We start from the raw sequence: 16,385 nt of genomic DNA, 5'->3' as shown, positions 1-16,385 counted from the left end.
TCGAGAAAGAACAATGTGCGATGCAGCATGCTCGATTAAGTTGGTTGCTCTTATCGCCTCGGCCGCGATGTCGGCCCTTATTGCCCCTGCATCGTATGGCAACACGGAAGGTTCCTCCAACACCTCCGCGCCCGTGTTGGCAAGTGCCGAAACTCGGGCCGTTGTATCTGCAGCGACGGCCTTCCTGGACTCGCTGAGTGCGAACCAACGCCGCAAGGCACAGTTCGCGTTCGCGCCGCAGAAAGCCGCCACCTCAGCCCGCTTCGCGAGAACGGTCCCGGCTGGCGGCGTCATGCCCAGGAGCTTGAACGGCGCGACGCCCGCCGATCATCCGGCAGGAGCTCTCGGGACACAAGCTGGCTTCGTAGGCGAACAATATGGTCAGGCGATCTGGTCGAACTACCCGGTCAGCGACGTGCCGCGACCAGGCCTGCAACTAGGCGGCCTCAGCGCCCCGCAGCGTGCGGCCGCCATGCATCTGCTGCAGGTGTCGTTGAGTGCCCGAGGCTACCAAAAGGTGCTCGACATCATGGGTTCCGATCAGGCGTTGTCGGTTGGAGAAAAACACTTCGCCGCCGGCGAAGATGTCTACACCATCGGCATCTTCGGCACGCCCAGTGCCGCTACGCCGTGGATGCTGGAATTTGGCGGACATCATCTCGGGCTCAACGTGGTGATCGCAGGCGCGCGCGGTGTGCTTACGCCGACACTGACCGGCGCTCAACCCGCCGTGTACACGTCCCACGGCAAGGCGGTACGCGTGCTTGCTGGCGAGAACGACAAGGCTTTCGCCCTGTTGGACGCGCTTGATGAAAACCAGCGCAAGCAGGCCATCCTGAATTATCGCGTGAATGATCTGGTGCTGGGGCCGGGCCATGACGGCGAGTCGATCGTGCCCGAAGGTCTGAAGGTCTCGGCGATGAGCGCGCAGCAAAAGGCCATGCTGCTCGATCTGATATCCGAGTGGGCTGGCATCGTCAATGATGCATACGCCGCACCGCATCTTCAAGAAATCAAGGCGGGTCTAAACGACACCTGGTTCGCATGGAGCGGGCCGACGACGCATGAGTCGGGTAAGAACGGCAGCGCGTACTACCGGATTCAGGGACCAAAGGTGATTATCGAATTTTCGCCGCAGGGAGTCGGCGGTGATCCGACGATGCACGTTCACACCATCTATCGCGATCCCACGAACGACTATGGACATGCCTTCACTGCCCCATGAAACGAGGATGGCTTTTTCTTGCCGGGTTCCTTCTGGTGGTGTCGGCTTCCGTCTGCGCTCATCGGCTGGACGAGTATCTCGAGGCCACGACGATTTCCGTGGCACGTGACCACCTGACGTTGCAGCTGCGCCTGACACCGGGCGTCACGGTCGCGCCGCAGTTAATCGCGGACATCGGCATCAGCGGCGACGGGCCTATTCCATATTCCTTGCAACAAAGCTACGCACAACAAGTGCGCCGTGACTTGCGGTTGAGTATCGATGATGCGGCACAGCCGCTGCGGCTCATCTCCGAAACTTATCCGACGGCCGAAGCGATGCGAAACGGTGTGGGTGACATTCTGCTCACGTTCGATGCGCCACTGCCTGCGGGCGGTCCAACGCATCGGCTCGCCTTTGAGAATCATCACCAGCGCGCGATCGCGGTCTATCTGGTGAACTGCCTGGTGCCGGGTGATCCGCGCATCAGCATCGGCGCCCAGAATCGGAACGTGGATCAGTCGCGGTATCAGTTGGATTTTTCAGTCGGCGGCATGGTCCAGCCGACGCACGCCACGGTCGCACGGCATGCATCGCAGCCGGTGGACGATCGCGGCATCATCGGCACCTTCTTCGTCCGGGGTGTGCATCACATCCTCAATGGTTATGACCATCTGCTCTTTGCGTGCGCGCTGGTCCTCGCCGTGACTACGCTGTGGGATCTCGTGAAGGTGGTGACCGCGTTCACTGTGGCGCATTCGATCACGCTCACACTCGCCGCCCTGAATCTCGTGCACCTGCCGACGAATGTGATCGAGCCGCTAATTTCGGCGAGCATTGTATTCGTCGCGTTGCAGAACGTCTTCTGCCCCGGCAGCGCGCGGGGACGCGGCCGGCTTCTTGCCGCGTTCTTCTTCGGGCTGTTTCACGGTCTTGGCTTTGCCGGTGGTCTGCTCGACATGATGCACGCGATGCCGGGCACCGCGGTCCTACTCGCTATCCTGGGCTTCAGCCTGGGCGTGGAAATCGGGCACCAGATCGTGCTGTTGCCGCTCTTCGGGCTGCTAAGATGCGCCCGCGGCTTACGATGCAATGTCGTCTCACGCGTTCATTACTCGATGGGATTACAGCGCATCGGCTCAGCAAGCATTGCGATGGCGGGTCTGTATTACCTAGGCGTCGCGCTTATTGGCGTATCGTGAACGTTCGGGCCCTGGACGCGCGACCGACCCATTCGTTAGCAGCAACAACGCCGATGGCAGGTGCCGCACCTCGCAAACCTCAACAGGTAGTCGCTCTGCCCAGTCGCAAGACTTTAACCGACGCAAGTCACACCTGAAGTCTCGTACCTTTGTGCGCTCGACGATGCGCAGTCTGACGTCAGAAGGAAGTCATCGAGGTCAGCGAGACGCAAATCGGGGGAGGGCCCATGGACAGCTGATTCATCTGGGTTGCATCCTCGGACCGTCTGGACCCTGGTGATCGTCGGTATGCGGCGCAAGCGCTACGCACGGTGCCGGCAAGCGGCGCCGCGCTTGCCGCTTTGCATTCTTTGGGCCGACCGCTTGCGACGTAGACAGCCAAGCGCATGGGCCGCCCATCGTGCCACTTTGGAGTTGCCAAGCAGGCGCCGCGCAGAATCCGCATGCCACTTACAACAATGACGTGGCTTATACGCCAAAGGCACTCTGGAGTGCTTGTAGCATGGCCGTCCGGCTACTCGTAGTCGAGCCGCTTAGTGTCGGACGCCGGTCTTTTTTGCTCTCGGTCCCATCCGAAAGTTCGCGTGCAAGCACTCGAGCGGTGCGGACCATGGCAAATTCGTCACGAAAGTGATCTACGCCGTCGTCCGCACGAAAGTCGAAAAGGTGGAGATCCGGATCTATTGTGCTTGCCGTTGCTTGCGCTGCGATGGTTACGTTCATCGCCAACCCCTCGGTCTCTCAGCACCGACCACGCCCTGCGGTTCCGAGGGGCTCGGCGGGCTCAGCGCTCCAACACTTTCCATGGTGCTTGTCCACAGATCGGACAACCTCCCATCTTAAAGAATTCGCCCGCGCCGAGAATCAGCGGGATAGAAAAGTACCAGCGGATCGCACTTCTGTGCAGGGACTCCCGCGTGCACTTTAAGTAAGCTTGAATGAAGGTGAGTCAAGACGAGCTATGCTGACAGGGACGAGTGTGCTCCGCGTAAACCCTTGACTCAAGCAATGGCAAACAAGTAATGCATCGGCAATTCGCCTCTGCAGAAGACTTGCACGATAGGTGAAAGCAGGCAATGGAAACCGATTCACAGCAGCGAACGAAGGCTGAAAACCCTTGGATAGTGGTGATCTTGCTTTCTTTCGGGTTGCTAATTTCCTTCGTCGATCGAACGAGCTTGTCGGCGGCGCTCGCCGACCGAGGATTTGTTCGAGGATTCGCGCTGACGAGCATCGAACGGGGCTGGCTCAATTCAACCGTGTTTTGGTCCTATGGCTTGTTCCAGATCCCAATGGGGTGGCTCGTTGACCGTTACGGCGTTAAATGGCCGTATTCCGCATGCTTCGTACTCTGGTGTCTCGCGGCGGCGGCAACGGGACTCATCTCGACTATGTCCGCGCTGATCGTGATGCGCTTGCTCATCGGCATCGCCGAAGCGGTGGTAGTGCCTGCTACGTATCGCTATCTCGCCGACCACTTTGCCGAAACGAGTAAGGGCACCGCGCTAGGCATCTTCTCCATCGGCGGCAAAATGGGGCCGGCGCTCGGTGCGCCGATTGCTGCGTGGATCATCGTTGCCCATTCGTGGAAGGTGATGTTCGTCGCCACCGGACTTGCCGGCATGATCTGGCTGCTGCCGTGGTTGCTGATGGTGAGAAACGATTTCCCGAACGAGGATCAACTGGCAAGCGCGAAACGTCGCGCGTCGTCGGTGCCGCTCCGGAATCTCTTTGCCAGCCCTGTGGTGTGGGGCGGACTTGTGAACAACTTCTGCTACAGCTATTTCGCGTTTTATTGCATGACGTGGATGCCTGCCTATCTCGTCGAGCAGCGCGGCTTGTCGCTGAGTGACTCCGGGCTCTACACGTTCTTCAGTTTTGCTGGCATCGCCATTGTCGCGGCACTCGCGGGCTGGGCGGCGGACCTGCTCATTGTCCGCGGCCATGATGCAGTGATAGTCCGGAAGTGTTTCATCGTGGCGGGGTTCATTGGCGGCACGACAGTCTTGCTGGGCGCCTATGCGCCGTCGCCGAACATGGCTCTGTTCTGGAACGTGGTATCCCTCACTCTCCTCGGTCTCGTGACGGCGAACAATCTCGCCTTGTGCAAGCTCACGCTCATTCCCAAACAGGCGGTCGGTCTGAATACCGGGCTCCAGCAAGTTGCGACCAGTTTTGCAGGTGGCGTGTCGGCAAGTCTTTCCGGATGGCTGCTTCATGTCGGCGGCAGCTACAAGTTTCCGATGATGGCGATTTTTGTGTTTCTGCTGATTGGCGCTTCGAGCACTGTGGTATTGCTCAGACGCGAATGGGCCCCCAAAGTGAACGATCTCCCGCCGGCCTTGCCTTCATTAGACGCCCGAACGATGGCGCGCGTGCATGACGGTACGACGGATTAACGCCCTGGACACCGGTCCGGTCGCACTCGGGGTAAATGGCAGGCGCATCGCCTGACGATATATGGAATGATTACTTCGCTTTCGGCGATCCTCTCACGGACCATCAAACCTCGCTCAATACGTCCTGCGTATGGCGGGACTTCGCGAGAGCAGCGCCGAAAGCTGCGCGCAAGCCTGGAACAACGATGGCGGCTTTCATAACCGACCGTCGAGGAGACGAAATGACACAACTTAATCCGGTAAAGCGCACGACCCGCATAGCCGCCAAGACCCCGCTCACCACCGTGCCCAAGGTTCGCCTGTATGTCGAGCAACCCGAAGAACAGCGGTGGTTCGTGCACGTCGGCCACGTCACTGATCGAGGGCGCTGGCGTACCGCGCCGCACGCGCATCCCGAATACGGTCAAATCATTTTCGTGCGGAGCGGGCGCGGCGTGATGAACCTTGACGGCCAAAGCGTGCCGTTCGAAGGACCGTGCGCACTGTTGCTGCCTACCGAATGTGTCCACGGTTTAGACTATGAGTACGATGCCGACCGTTGGGTCGTAACGATCGAAGTATCGTATCTGGCTCAGGTCAATGCGAGGCTGCACGAGTTTATAGGCTTGTGGGGAGTACCACGCGTCATCTCGCTGGCCCATTCCGAGGACGTTGGGCTCGACATACACAACTTGCTCAAGAGTCTCAAGCAAGAGGCCGAATCCGATTCGGTGGGACATGTCGCCGGCACCGAGGCGCTGCTCACCATGCTGCTCCTCAGGCTGTTGCGCGAAGCCAGTTTCGATGAGACCGGCGAAGAACACGGCACCCGTCACGACGTACGTTTGGTCGAGCGTTTCCGCAAACTGATCGACGAGCACTTCGGCGACAATCTGCCCCTGCAAAGCTACGCGTCGATGATGGCGATATCGCTGGTGCAATTGCGCGCGGCATGCGCATCGGTGGCAGAGCAGAACCCGACCAAGATGATCCACGCACGCCTCATTACCGAAGCGAAAAGGAATCTCATCTTCGGCGACATGTCAGTTGAACAGATTGCCTTCGGACTCGGCTTCGCCGATGCTGCCTACTTCACCCGTTTTTTTCGCCGTGAAGTGGGGCAGGCGCCCAGTCAGTTTCGAGCGACGGCGCGGCAGCAACAACCACGAGAAGCGTCACCGCAATAGCGAGGCACGGGCGCGTGCCGTGTGACAAAAGTCCTGGCGAATCGAGGTTTTCTGCAAAGACGCGTAGAGTTGGATCGGATAGGCTTGTATAACTGTCATTCGCCATCCGACCATGATGCAGTTTCTGCGAAGCACCCTTCCGATCTTCGCATTGCTGCTAGCGGCGGCGATGTACGCAAGCGCCGCGATGCCCGCGCAGGACACATCGCCGGAATTCGTCTACGTGGGCACACAGGCGAATCGTATCGAAGAACTGCGGCTCGATCCGGCGAGCGGCGAGCTTACTCACATTGCGACGATCAGCCTCGACATCAGGCCTACATGGCTGCTCAAGCATCCGCGCTTGCCCGTGCTTTATGCCGTCGATGACGAAAGCAACAAGCTCGGGAGCGTAACGGCATTCAGCATAAGTGAGGAAACGGGCCAATTGAGCCGCGTTGGCGCAGTGGCGACGCACGGCGTGGGCTCGACCCATCTCACGTTCGATGCGCATTCGAACACGCTGTTCGCCGCCAACTATAATAGCGGTTCAGTATCGAGCATTGCAAATCAGGACGACGGCAATGTGGGCGCGCTGGCATCGACTATCAACGAACGCGGTTCCGGGCCAAATCGCCGGCAAATGAGCGCGCACGCGCATAGCGCGGTCGTTGATCCGTCCGGAGGTTACGTTCTTGTGCCCGATCTCGGCGCGGACCGCGTGTTTGTGTATCGCTTCAATCACGCGACTCGCGCACTGACCGCACTCGATGCGTACCATTCCCACGATTTCGTCATGCCTTTTGGCAGCGGACCGCGCCACATTATATTTGGCGCCGATGGACGCTTCGCATATCTCATAACGGAGTTATCCGCCGATGTGATCGTGTTTCGTTGGGACGCGTCACAAGGGCGTCTGGCGCTCGTGCAGTCGCTGCCGGTTTCGAGCGCCGTTGCCGAAAGCGGCAAGAGTGGCGCGGAGCTCGCGGTCAGCCGTGATGGGCGCTTTGTTTATGTTGCAAATCGCGGTGAAAACGAAATCGTCGTCTATAGCGTCGATCAAGCGAGCGGCCGGCTCTCAGAGATGCAACGTGCAAATTCCGGCGGAATCAAGCCGTGGAGCTTTGGCATCGATTCGTCAGGAAGATGGCTGTTGGTCGCAAATCAGGGAAGCGGCACCGTGAGCGTTCTAGCTATTGATCCGGCAACCGGAGCGCTTAAGAATACGAGCGTTTCCGCGAAGGCATCGACTGCCGTGAGCCTTGCCTTTTCACGCTGAACCGGAAAGTCCGTGTTCGACTAGAACATGAGCGCGTGTCCGATCGCCTCAATTTGTCTCAAGTCCTGTCACGCGCGGCTTAGGCGGAGCACCGGATATTCGCTTCGCGCGACGAGCAAAATAGCGTGTCATCGCGACCGATGCACTCAACGCTCACCTGCGATCCTCCAACCCACAAGCACATAACCTGTTTGCACGAATCTACCCGATGATTTGCTGAAAATTTCGCCGAAGAGCATAGCGGGGGTTTGCAAGCGGTGTTGGAGAGCAAGCGGCTTTATCGATCGATAGGAAGACTCGTTGCAGGGCCTCTCGCAACAAAAGTGCAGTCGAATCTTACTTTTGCATAGGGACCGGGGCGCCGCCCTCACATATTCTTGATCCGTCGAGAGATCCTTCTCGCATGCAATTGGCTCAAGCTTTTGACGGAGACATATCTAACAAAGGAGACGTCGATTATAAAAAGCCTCCCTCGAAACCTAAATCTTCTGAAAACCCGGCCGCTTCGGCCTCCCAAAAAGGGGCGATCCCAATAAGGCGTGGATTTTTCACGCCGACGACCACGCATCTTTGCCCTCGGGTTATAGCGCGCTGTCCGCCGCGACAACCGGTGTGTGGACGCTTCAACTACCGATTAACGAGTATCTGAGAAAGCAGTTTCGATTATCAGTCGTACGTAGCAAATCACATTCATATAAAACGTCGGCTTACCGATGTCGAAACAAACGGAGATATCGAAATGAATAGACTAACTCCCCTCGCATGCGCCGCAGGGTTGTTTTGTGCGTCCGTCCCGTGCGTGTTCGCCCAGTCGGCAGTCACACTTTACGGCGTAATCGACAATGGCTTGGTCTATCAAAATTCGGGTGGCAACAATTCGGCGATCCGGGCAGTACCTGGCGGACTGTTCTCGACACGCTACGGCTTCAAGGGCAGCGAGGATATCGGCGGTGGCCTGCACGTCAACTTCCAGCTGGAGCAAGCGTTCTCCGGCCAGACGGGTGCAGCGACAGACCCGACCAAGGCCTTTAACCGTTTAGCGTTTGTCGGAATGTCCGGCGGTTTTGGAGAAGTCCGCTTCGGCTTGCAAAACACGCCGCAATACGACGTCCTTCAAGCGGCAATGGACCCCTCGTGGGTGAAAAGTATCGCGTCGCCGATGAATAACTTCAACGGCCTGATCATCCGGGCGAACAATGGTATTTCCTACTACACGCCAACGGTGGGTGGACTGAATGCCAAATTCATGGTGGCATTGCGCGATTCGTCGACTGGCGGAGGCTCTGGAATAGGGTTTTACAACGTCGTAGTCCAGTACATTAACGGGCCGCTGAATGTTGCGGCCGGCTATGAGCGTGGAGATGAGCCTGCGGTTGGAGCGGGTGGCAGTTATTCCCTGACGGGCGGAGCTGCTGCAGGTCCGGGCGCGGTGTTTACGGTGTTCAACGCTGGCGCTTCGTACGCGATCGGAGACGACCGCATCTGGCTGGCTTATCACACTGAGAAGTTAACCAATACGCCGAAATACATGCAGCACGACGTCTACCAACTATCGGATTCTTATCAGTTCGACCCGGCTACGCTGTTTTCGGTGATGTACGGTTACGTCCACGATCGCACGGGCGCGGGTAACAACGCGCAGCAAGTGGGTGTGCTTCTCGAGTACGCGCTGTCCAAGTCGACCGAGCTCTACACTGCGATGGCTTTTCTGCAGAACAAGAATCAAGCGAAATACACGCTTTCGGGTACCGCGTATTCAGGGCTCATTGTCGCTGCGGGCGCTGACTCGCGCGGTATCGGCATCGGTCTCGTACACAAGTTCTGACGTGGCGGCGAAATCTCCGCGCAGCTTCAATCAAGAAGCAGTCTGCAGCATCATGATCTCCGCTGCGTCGCCACCGCGAGAGCGTTTGAAGTATCCGCGAGCGGGGCGAAATACTTCTTTGCCCGGCAGCGTTGACTGCAACTGCCCGTCTGGCCTCTAGCGGATTTCGTGGCATTTGCGATCGATGGACCCAAAACTTCGATTGTCCTACGTCTCATCTACCCGCCATTCGGCGAATGACCGGCGCGTCAGGAACCGCGCGAACACAAAACTCATTTCCCGTTCGATTTCTTCTCGGCATTTTGAAGACTGTCGGGATAGGTATTGTCTCCTGCTGCGGGGTTGTAGCCATTTTTTTCGAGCGTTCCCAGCTCAGCGTTCTTCTTCCCACGGCGTGCTTTGCGAGCCACCTTATCCGGGGCTTGCGGATGGGCGGATGTCGTTGTCGACGCCTCGGGTTGCGTACTGGTCGGCGATGCCTTTGCTGCCTGCCCTGTGGGCGGACTCGCCGTGGATTGACTGAAGGCCGGCGCTGCGTGCATCAGGCACGTCGTTGCCACGATCAAGGGCCATCTGCGAGCAATGGATAACGATTTGGACATGGTGTCCTCCGACACTGAATGGGTGACGACCTAGCGCAAAACACGTGCCCTGTTGAGGCCGTCAATTCAACATGTTGATCCGGGCTTCCGCATCGTGCACATACGCGAATGCCGTGTCAATTGCTTCGCGTATGTCCAGACAACGATCAGGCGCGCGTTCGCTCGGAAAGACAAGATTAGCTTTACTTACTTGAGAGCATCAGTGCATGGATCGCGCCGCTTTAAAATCACAGGCACTGCCTTGATTCCGCTTTTTATTGTTACCGCAACAGCTGCGAAGAATTTCTGTCCCCGTCACGAGGTGGCCGGATACGAATGATCGTCCCAACCGGTCATTTACCGCTCGATCAGGGTTTACTAGTGGCGAGAAAGAAAGCCGCGTCGGCGATCTAAAAGTCCCATGGAAGATCGGGGGCCACAAAAGTGCAATCGAATCTGACTTTTGTATAGGGACGCGGGGTTGCTGCTCACCTATTCTTGACCCATTGAGACGTTTCGAGCAGCGCCACGTACACCAGTTGGTGCCGGAGCCCTATCCATGGAGACGAAGTTGACCAAGAAAGTCCCGCTCAAAATCGCAATCGCGGAGCATCCGCATACGTCTGCCATCCGCAACGGGTCGATCCCGATTGAAGGCGTGGATGCGGAATTCATCACCGTACATCCGCAGATCGGTGCGTTTCGCCGCATGGTGCGCGATGTCGAATTCGATGTGTGCGAGATCGCGCCGACCACATACATCATTGCCCGCGCCTTTGGAGCGCCGTTTGTCGCGCTGCCGATTTTCGTCGTGCGCCGCTTTCACCACGCGGGTTTGCTCGTTCGTCCGGACGCCGGTATTCAGACGCCCAAGGATCTGGAAGGCAAAAAAGTCGGCGTGCGCGCCTATTCGGTGACGACTGGCGTGTGGACCCGTCAGGTTCTGATCGACGAGTTTGGCCTCGATTCGTCGAAGGTTACGTGGGTGGTGGACGACGAAGAACACGTGACGCAACTGAAGCTGCCGTCAAATGTAATCCACGCGCCGGAAGGCGCCTCGCTTGCCGACATGATGGCATCGGGAGAATTGTCGGCGGGTTTCGGTGCCAATGCCGGCATTGGCCGCACGGGGGCGCCCACGGGCGGCTGGAAGGAAGTCGAGGCTGACTATCCCGACCTGTTGCCTAATGCGACCGACCTCGAAGCCGAGTACTTTGCCCGCACCGGCGTTTATCCGATGCACGGCACCATTGTCGTGAAGGACTCGGTGCTGGCCGAGCATCCGTGGATCGCAAAATCTATTTATGACGCCTTCGCGCAGGCCAAGAAGGAATGGCTCGCGCGTCTTGATGCAGGCGAAGCCACGAGCAAGAGCGACCAGAAGTATCTTGAGCTGCGCAAGATCGTCGGACATGATCCGTTGCCGTATGGCCTTGCCGAGAACCTCAAAACCATCGAGGCACTGGAGGCTACGGCGTTCAAGCAAGGACTGACGCCGCGCCGCATGTCGATCGACGAACTGTTCGTCGACCCGCAGGTTGGCTGATACGGGAGAGACGACATGATTATCGATTGCCACGGCCACTTCACGACCGTACCCGCATCATTTCGCGCCTGGCGCGCCAAACAGGTCGAATTCGCGAATGACCCGACGAACGCGCCTTCGCGCGACGGCGCGCACGTGAGTGACGACGAAATCCGCGAAGCCATCGGCAATGGTCAGCTCAAGTTGCAGCAGGAGCGCGGAAGCGACCTGACGCTGTTCTCGCCGATCGCCGGCCTCATGAGCCATCACCTCGGCAACGAGCGCACGAGCCTCGAATGGGCCGAAGTCTCGAACGACCTCGTTTTTCGCGTGACCGAGCTCTATCCGGATAACTTCGCGCCGGTTTGCCAGTTGCCGCAGTCGCCGGGCGCGGCGCCCGCCAATAGCATCGCCGAACTGCGCCGTTGCGTTGAGGAGATGGGCTTTGTCGGTTGCAACCTCAATCCGGACCCGAGCGGCGGCTACTGGACCGGCAAGCCGATGACCGACCGCGAGTGGTACCCACTCTACGAAGCCCTCGTCGATCTGGACGTGCCCGCGATGATTCACGTGGCGGCTTCCTGCAACCCCTGTTTTCACGGTACTGGCGCGCATTATCTGAACGCGGATACTTCAGTGTTCATGCAGATTCTGCAATCGGATCTCTTCAAGGATTTTCCGACTTTGCGTCTCGTGATTCCGCACGGTGGCGGAGCGGTGCCGTACCACTGGGGGCGTTACCGCGGAATGTCGCTTGAAATGCGCGAACGTCCACTGGAAGGCCTGCTCGACAACATCTTCTTCGACTCGTGCGTGTATCACCAGCCTGGCGTTGAATTGCTGACGAAGGTCATTCCGTCCGACAACGTGCTGTTCGGTTCGGAGATGATCGGTGCGGTTCGAGGCAAAGACCCGGCGACCGGCCAATACTTCGACGACACGAAGCGTTACCTCGACGCTTGTCCGGGGCTCAATGATGAAGACCGCTACAAGATATTCGAAGGCAACGCGCGCCGCGTCTATCCGCGCCTCGACAAGCGTCTCAAAGCGCGCGGCAAATAAGGAAGGAGATGAACATGGCTCAAGAAATCATTGATATTCATCCGCACATCATCTCCAACGATGAAACACGCTATCCGCCCGCGCCTTTGTTCGGCAAGCGTTCGGAATGGTCCAAGGAGCGTCCGACCACGGTTGAGACGCTGATCGAATCGATGGATGCGGCCGGCGTCGCCAAGGCGGCCGTGGTCCATTCGTCGACGACATATGGCTTCGATAACAGTTATGTCGTGGAAGCATGTTCCGAGCATGCGGATCGCCTCGCCGCGGTCGGCTCCGTGGACGTGCTTCAACCGGATGCGCCGGAACGCATCCGCGAGTGGGTCGGGCGCGGGCTCGCCGGATTGCGCCTTTTCACGGGCGGAAGCACCAAGGATTTTGATCCAAGCGGACTCGATGACGAAAGGTCGTTCCCCGCATGGGAGCTGTGCGGCGAGCTGAACTTGCCCATGTGCATTCAGACCGGACCCGTCGGCTTGCCGCAAGTGGAACGTCTGGCGAAGCGTTTCCCAAGCGTATCAATCATTCTGGACCACCTCGCACGCCCGGAAGTCAGCGACGGAATGCCGTATGCGAAGGCGCAAAGTCTTTTCGATCTCACCACGTTCGACAACATCTATCTGAAGCTCACACCCCGTATCTTTGGAGATGTGCAGAAGGGCAGCGCCAGTCCCGAAACGTTCTTCGCGAGTGTGCTGGACGCATTCGGCGCGCAGCGGATAGCGTGGGGCTCCAACTATCCCACGTCGCCGGGCACGCTGGCCGAGATTCTTGCGACCGCGCGCTCGTCGCTTGCGTGTCTTTCCGAGGAAGACCGCGCGTGGATTTTCGGCAAGACCGCGCAACTGCTGTATCCGACGCTGGCCTGATGTTTCAATATTCGTGCCGGCTCGCGCCAGCGCGCCGGCACGCGCGAAGTCAAACGAACGGACAAGAAGCATGCAGATGGAGACAAGCATATCTGAACGACCAGGGATCGGAGGCCGATGGGCCGTCCTTGGGCTTCTCGCGCTCGGCGTGTTGATTTCTTTCGTGGACCGCACCAGCATTTCCTCGACGCTGGCCGACCCGGCGTTCATTCGACATTTCGCGTTGTCGAGTGTCGATCGAGGATGGATCAACGCGGCCTTCTTCTGGTCCTACGGTGTCTTTCAGGTGCCGATGGGCTGGATAGCGGACCGCTACGGTGTCAAATGGCCCTATGCCATCAGCTTCGCGCTCTGGTGCCTTGCGACTGCCCTGATGGGTGCGGTGACCGCGCTTGCCGGTCTGGTCATGTTGCGGCTAATCATCGGTGTGGCGGAAGCCATTGTCATTCCCGCAAGCTACCGGTGGATTCGCAACAACTTCGACGAAAGCCAGAACGGACTCGCGGTCGGCATCCTTGCGATGGGGAACAAGTTCGGTCCCGCGCTCGGTGCGCCGGTGGGCGCATGGTTCCTCGTCAACTATTCGTGGCGAGTCATGTTCATCGCCACGGGCCTGATGGGTCTGCTGTGGCTGATTCCTTGGCTTCTGATGGTGCGCAGCGATTTACCGGCGAAGTCGGAAATCACGGAGGCGAATCTCAACGCTCGTTCGGTGACGCTCGGCAATATCATGTCCAGCCCGGTCGTATGGGGCGGGTTGATCACCAATTTCTGCTATGGCTACTTCACGTTCTACTGCATGACGTGGATGCCCGCTTATCTAGTCGAGCAGCGCAATCTCTCGATTTCGCGCTCGGGTCTGTTCACGTTCTTCAGCTTCGCCGGAATCGCAATCGTGGCTGCAATCGCCGGATGGGCCGCCGACCGCATCATTGCCCGCGGGTTCGATCCCATTCGCGTGCGCAAGGCGTTCACCGTCGTCGGCTTCGCGGGCGGTTGCACCGTGCTACTCGGAGCCTACGCGAATTCGCTCGGTATGGCGCTGTTCTGGAATGTGCTCTCGCTGTCTCTGCTCGGCCTCGTTACCGCCAATAACCTGGTACTGTCGCGCCTGACCTTGATTCCGAAGCCGGCGATCGGACTCGTGACAGGCGTCCAGCAACTCGCGACGAGTCTCGCGGGCGGCGTGTCGGCGAGCCTGTCGGGATGGCTTCTGCATGTTGGCGGAAGCTATGAACTCCCCATGGTGGTGATTCTCGGCTTCTTGGTCGTAGGCGCGCTGGCGACGATCATCCTGTATCGCTCCGAATGGGCTCCCAGGGTGACCGGAGTACACGGCAAGATGCGGCAAGCTTGATTCTTCCGGCAGCAGTGGGGCTGAAGAGTTCATTTAACACGTAACATCATTGAGATATCCTAAATGGCGAAGATCGTATTCGGCATGGCTGTGCCGCACAGCGGCATGCTCGGCCAGGCACCGGAGGACTGGCTGAAGAACGGCGAGCGGGATCGCCTCAACCCAGAACTTTGGTTTCGCAACCGGACGTGGACGTATCCCGAACTGGAAGCGCACCGGGGCGCAGCGTTCGAACCGTTTCTGACAATCGAGGAACGCACCGAGCGCGCCGCGCGTTGCCGCATAGCGCTCGACGCAATGGCTGCAGCCTACCGCGAAGCGAACGTCGACGTGGGGATCATTCTTGGCAAGGATCAGAAGGAAATCTTCACTGACTTCTCGCCGTCGATTGCCATCTATAGCGGCGCGGAAGTGCATAACGGGCCGCCGCAACGGTCGGTGTACGCGCCGGACCATCACGTGACGCATCAGTGTCATCCGGAGCTGGCGACCTACCTCCTCAAGCACTTTCAGCGTGAAAATTTCGATCTGACCGATTTGTTCGCATGGCCTGACAACGTGTGGATGAAGCCATTGCCCGAGTACCCGGTCGCCCCGCATGCATACAGCTTCGTTTATCACCAGATCATGGGCGACAATCCGCCACCGCATGTGCCGATCATCTTGAATTGCTTTTATCCGCCGACGCAGCCTTCGATGTCCCGTTGTATCGAATTCGGACGCGTGCTGCGCGATGCCATCACCGCGTGGCCCGAGGACGTGCGAGTGGGCATCTTTGCCTCTGGCGGCCTGTCGCACTTCGTCAATGACGAGGAATTCGACCGCGACATCATGAAGATGCTGGCCAATTACGACTATGACGGGCTGGCCGCGGTAGACGACCGTTCTTATCAATCCGGCACTTCGGAAATCAAGCTTTACGTGAGTGTGATGAAGGCCGTGCAGGAAACTCGAGCCCAAATGACGCTGGTGGACTATGTGCCGTGCTGGCGCACGCCTGCGGGAACGGGCGAGGGAATGGGCTTCATGTACTGGAAAGCCGAAGACTGATTTCACAAGACCAGCGAGAGAGAAGCATCATGAGCGATACACGCCTTAACAGCATCATCCGCGCCTTTGAATCCGGCAAGACCGCCTATACGGCGTTCTCCAAGCTGGACAGACAGTCAGCCATCGAGATGACCGATGCGCCGTACAACGGCATCGTCTTCGAGATGGAGCACAACCCTTATGACGTCACTGCACTGGGCGATGCGTTGCAGTACATGCTCAACCGCAAGCAGATCGCTGAATCCGGCTCGGTCGCTCCGCGTGTGACGCCGATCGCCCGTATCCCGGCCAATGGCGCGGAGATGAATCAGGCCTTTGCCAAACAAGTGCTCGATCGCGGCGCGTATGGTGTGGTGTGGCCGCACGTATCGACCGTGGAGCAGGCGTACAACGCGGTGGCTTCATGTCGCTACGCGCGCCCGAAGACGGCGCCCTTGTATGAGCCCAAAGGAGCCCGCGGCGACGGACCCGCAACGGCGGCACGTTACTGGGGCTTGAGCATGGCCGATTACTATCGCAAGGCCGATGTGTGGCCGTTGGCGCCAGAAGGCGAAATCCTCGTCGGACTCATGTGTGAAAGCACCGAGGCGATCGAAAACCTCGATGACATTCTGTCGAACGTGCCCGGTATCGGCTTTATTCTGATAGGTGAAGGCGATCTCAGCCAGCAACTCGGCCATCCGCGGGACTACGAGCATCCCGAAGTGGCCGACGCGATACGGCGAATCGTTGAGACCTGCCATAAGCATAAGGTTGTCGTCGGCAATCCGCACGTGAACGCGAAGAACCACGAACGCCTGCTCGAAGAGGGCTATCGCTTCCTGATGTCCGCGCCGCTCAAGAGTTATGGCGTCGTCGGCAAGGCGCGTGAAGTCGCGGGGTACTGAAAG

At 58.7% G+C, this 16,385-nt stretch carries 13 protein-coding genes; 12 read left to right on the top strand and 1 reads right to left on the bottom strand.

Features of this window, described 5'->3' with window-relative positions; translation table 11 throughout:
• The first annotated feature begins 13 nt into the window (after positions 1–13).
• The 6 genes from NCT04_RS32835 to NCT04_RS32810 all read left to right on the top strand — a co-directional run bounded on the left by NCT04_RS32835 (position 14) and on the right by NCT04_RS32810 (position 9,054).
• Positions 14–1,225: a DUF3500 domain-containing protein gene (locus NCT04_RS32835; protein ID WP_250469995.1), complete on the top strand. Its 1,212-nt coding sequence runs from the start codon at positions 14–16 to the stop codon at positions 1,223–1,225.
• Positions 1,222–2,406, top strand: coding sequence for a HupE/UreJ family protein (locus NCT04_RS32830; protein WP_250469994.1), 1,185 nt, complete (start codon positions 1,222–1,224; stop codon positions 2,404–2,406). The genes NCT04_RS32835 and NCT04_RS32830 overlap by 4 nt, the downstream gene beginning before the upstream one ends.
• 1,076 nt (positions 2,407–3,482) lie before the next feature.
• A complete protein-coding gene (locus NCT04_RS32825) occupies positions 3,483–4,805 on the top strand; it encodes an MFS transporter (RefSeq protein WP_250469993.1) in 1,323 nt (440 codons plus the stop codon).
• A 221-nt stretch (positions 4,806–5,026) separates the two neighbouring features.
• On the top strand, positions 5,027–5,971 hold the full coding sequence (locus tag NCT04_RS32820; protein ID WP_250469992.1) for a helix-turn-helix domain-containing protein: 945 nt from the start codon (positions 5,027–5,029) through the stop codon (positions 5,969–5,971).
• Positions 5,972–6,083: 112 nt separating this feature from the next.
• Complete coding sequence (locus NCT04_RS32815) at positions 6,084–7,229, top strand: lactonase family protein (protein WP_250469991.1); 1,146 nt, start codon at positions 6,084–6,086, stop codon at positions 7,227–7,229.
• 739 nt (positions 7,230–7,968) lie between these two features.
• Positions 7,969–9,054 (top strand): porin, encoded by a 1,086-nt coding sequence (locus NCT04_RS32810; protein WP_250469990.1) that lies wholly within the window; start codon positions 7,969–7,971, stop codon positions 9,052–9,054.
• A 272-nt stretch (positions 9,055–9,326) separates the two neighbouring features.
• Here the strand turns inward: NCT04_RS32810 and NCT04_RS32805 are convergent, their stop codons facing one another.
• Positions 9,327–9,656, bottom strand: a complete 330-nt coding sequence (locus NCT04_RS32805) for a DUF4148 domain-containing protein (protein WP_250469989.1) — start codon at positions 9,654–9,656, stop codon at positions 9,327–9,329.
• Positions 9,657–10,206: 550 nt separating this feature from the next.
• Here NCT04_RS32805 and NCT04_RS32800 point away from each other — a divergent pair.
• From NCT04_RS32800 to NCT04_RS32775, 6 genes are all read left to right on the top strand, one after another.
• Positions 10,207–11,181: an ABC transporter substrate-binding protein gene (locus tag NCT04_RS32800; RefSeq protein ID WP_250469988.1), complete on the top strand. Its 975-nt coding sequence runs from the start codon at positions 10,207–10,209 to the stop codon at positions 11,179–11,181.
• 15 nt (positions 11,182–11,196) lie between these two features.
• Positions 11,197–12,222 carry an amidohydrolase family protein gene (locus tag NCT04_RS32795; protein WP_250469987.1) on the top strand — a complete coding sequence of 342 codons (1,026 nt, stop codon included), beginning with the start codon at positions 11,197–11,199 and terminating at the stop codon, positions 12,220–12,222.
• Between the two features lie 14 nt (positions 12,223–12,236).
• The gene (locus NCT04_RS32790; RefSeq protein WP_250469986.1) at positions 12,237–13,088 is read left to right on the top strand and encodes an amidohydrolase family protein; all 852 of its coding nucleotides are present in this window, start codon (positions 12,237–12,239) and stop codon (positions 13,086–13,088) included.
• Between the two features lie 76 nt (positions 13,089–13,164).
• Positions 13,165–14,445, top strand: a complete 1,281-nt coding sequence (locus NCT04_RS32785; RefSeq protein ID WP_284509488.1) for an MFS transporter — start codon at positions 13,165–13,167, stop codon at positions 14,443–14,445.
• A 63-nt stretch (positions 14,446–14,508) separates the two neighbouring features.
• Positions 14,509–15,495, top strand: coding sequence for a DODA-type extradiol aromatic ring-opening family dioxygenase (locus NCT04_RS32780; protein WP_250469984.1), 987 nt, complete (start codon positions 14,509–14,511; stop codon positions 15,493–15,495).
• A gap of 29 nt (positions 15,496–15,524) precedes the next feature.
• The gene (locus NCT04_RS32775; RefSeq protein WP_250470056.1) at positions 15,525–16,382 is read left to right on the top strand and encodes an HpcH/HpaI aldolase family protein; all 858 of its coding nucleotides are present in this window, start codon (positions 15,525–15,527) and stop codon (positions 16,380–16,382) included.
• The last annotated feature ends 3 nt before the right edge of the window (positions 16,383–16,385 follow it).

This window comes from Caballeronia sp. GAFFF2, from assembly GCF_023631485.1.
In the GTDB taxonomy this organism is placed as follows: Bacteria; Pseudomonadota; Gammaproteobacteria; order Burkholderiales; family Burkholderiaceae; genus Caballeronia.
The sequence above is the reverse complement of the archived record's forward strand: the minus strand, read 5'-3'. Positions and strand labels throughout refer to the sequence as shown.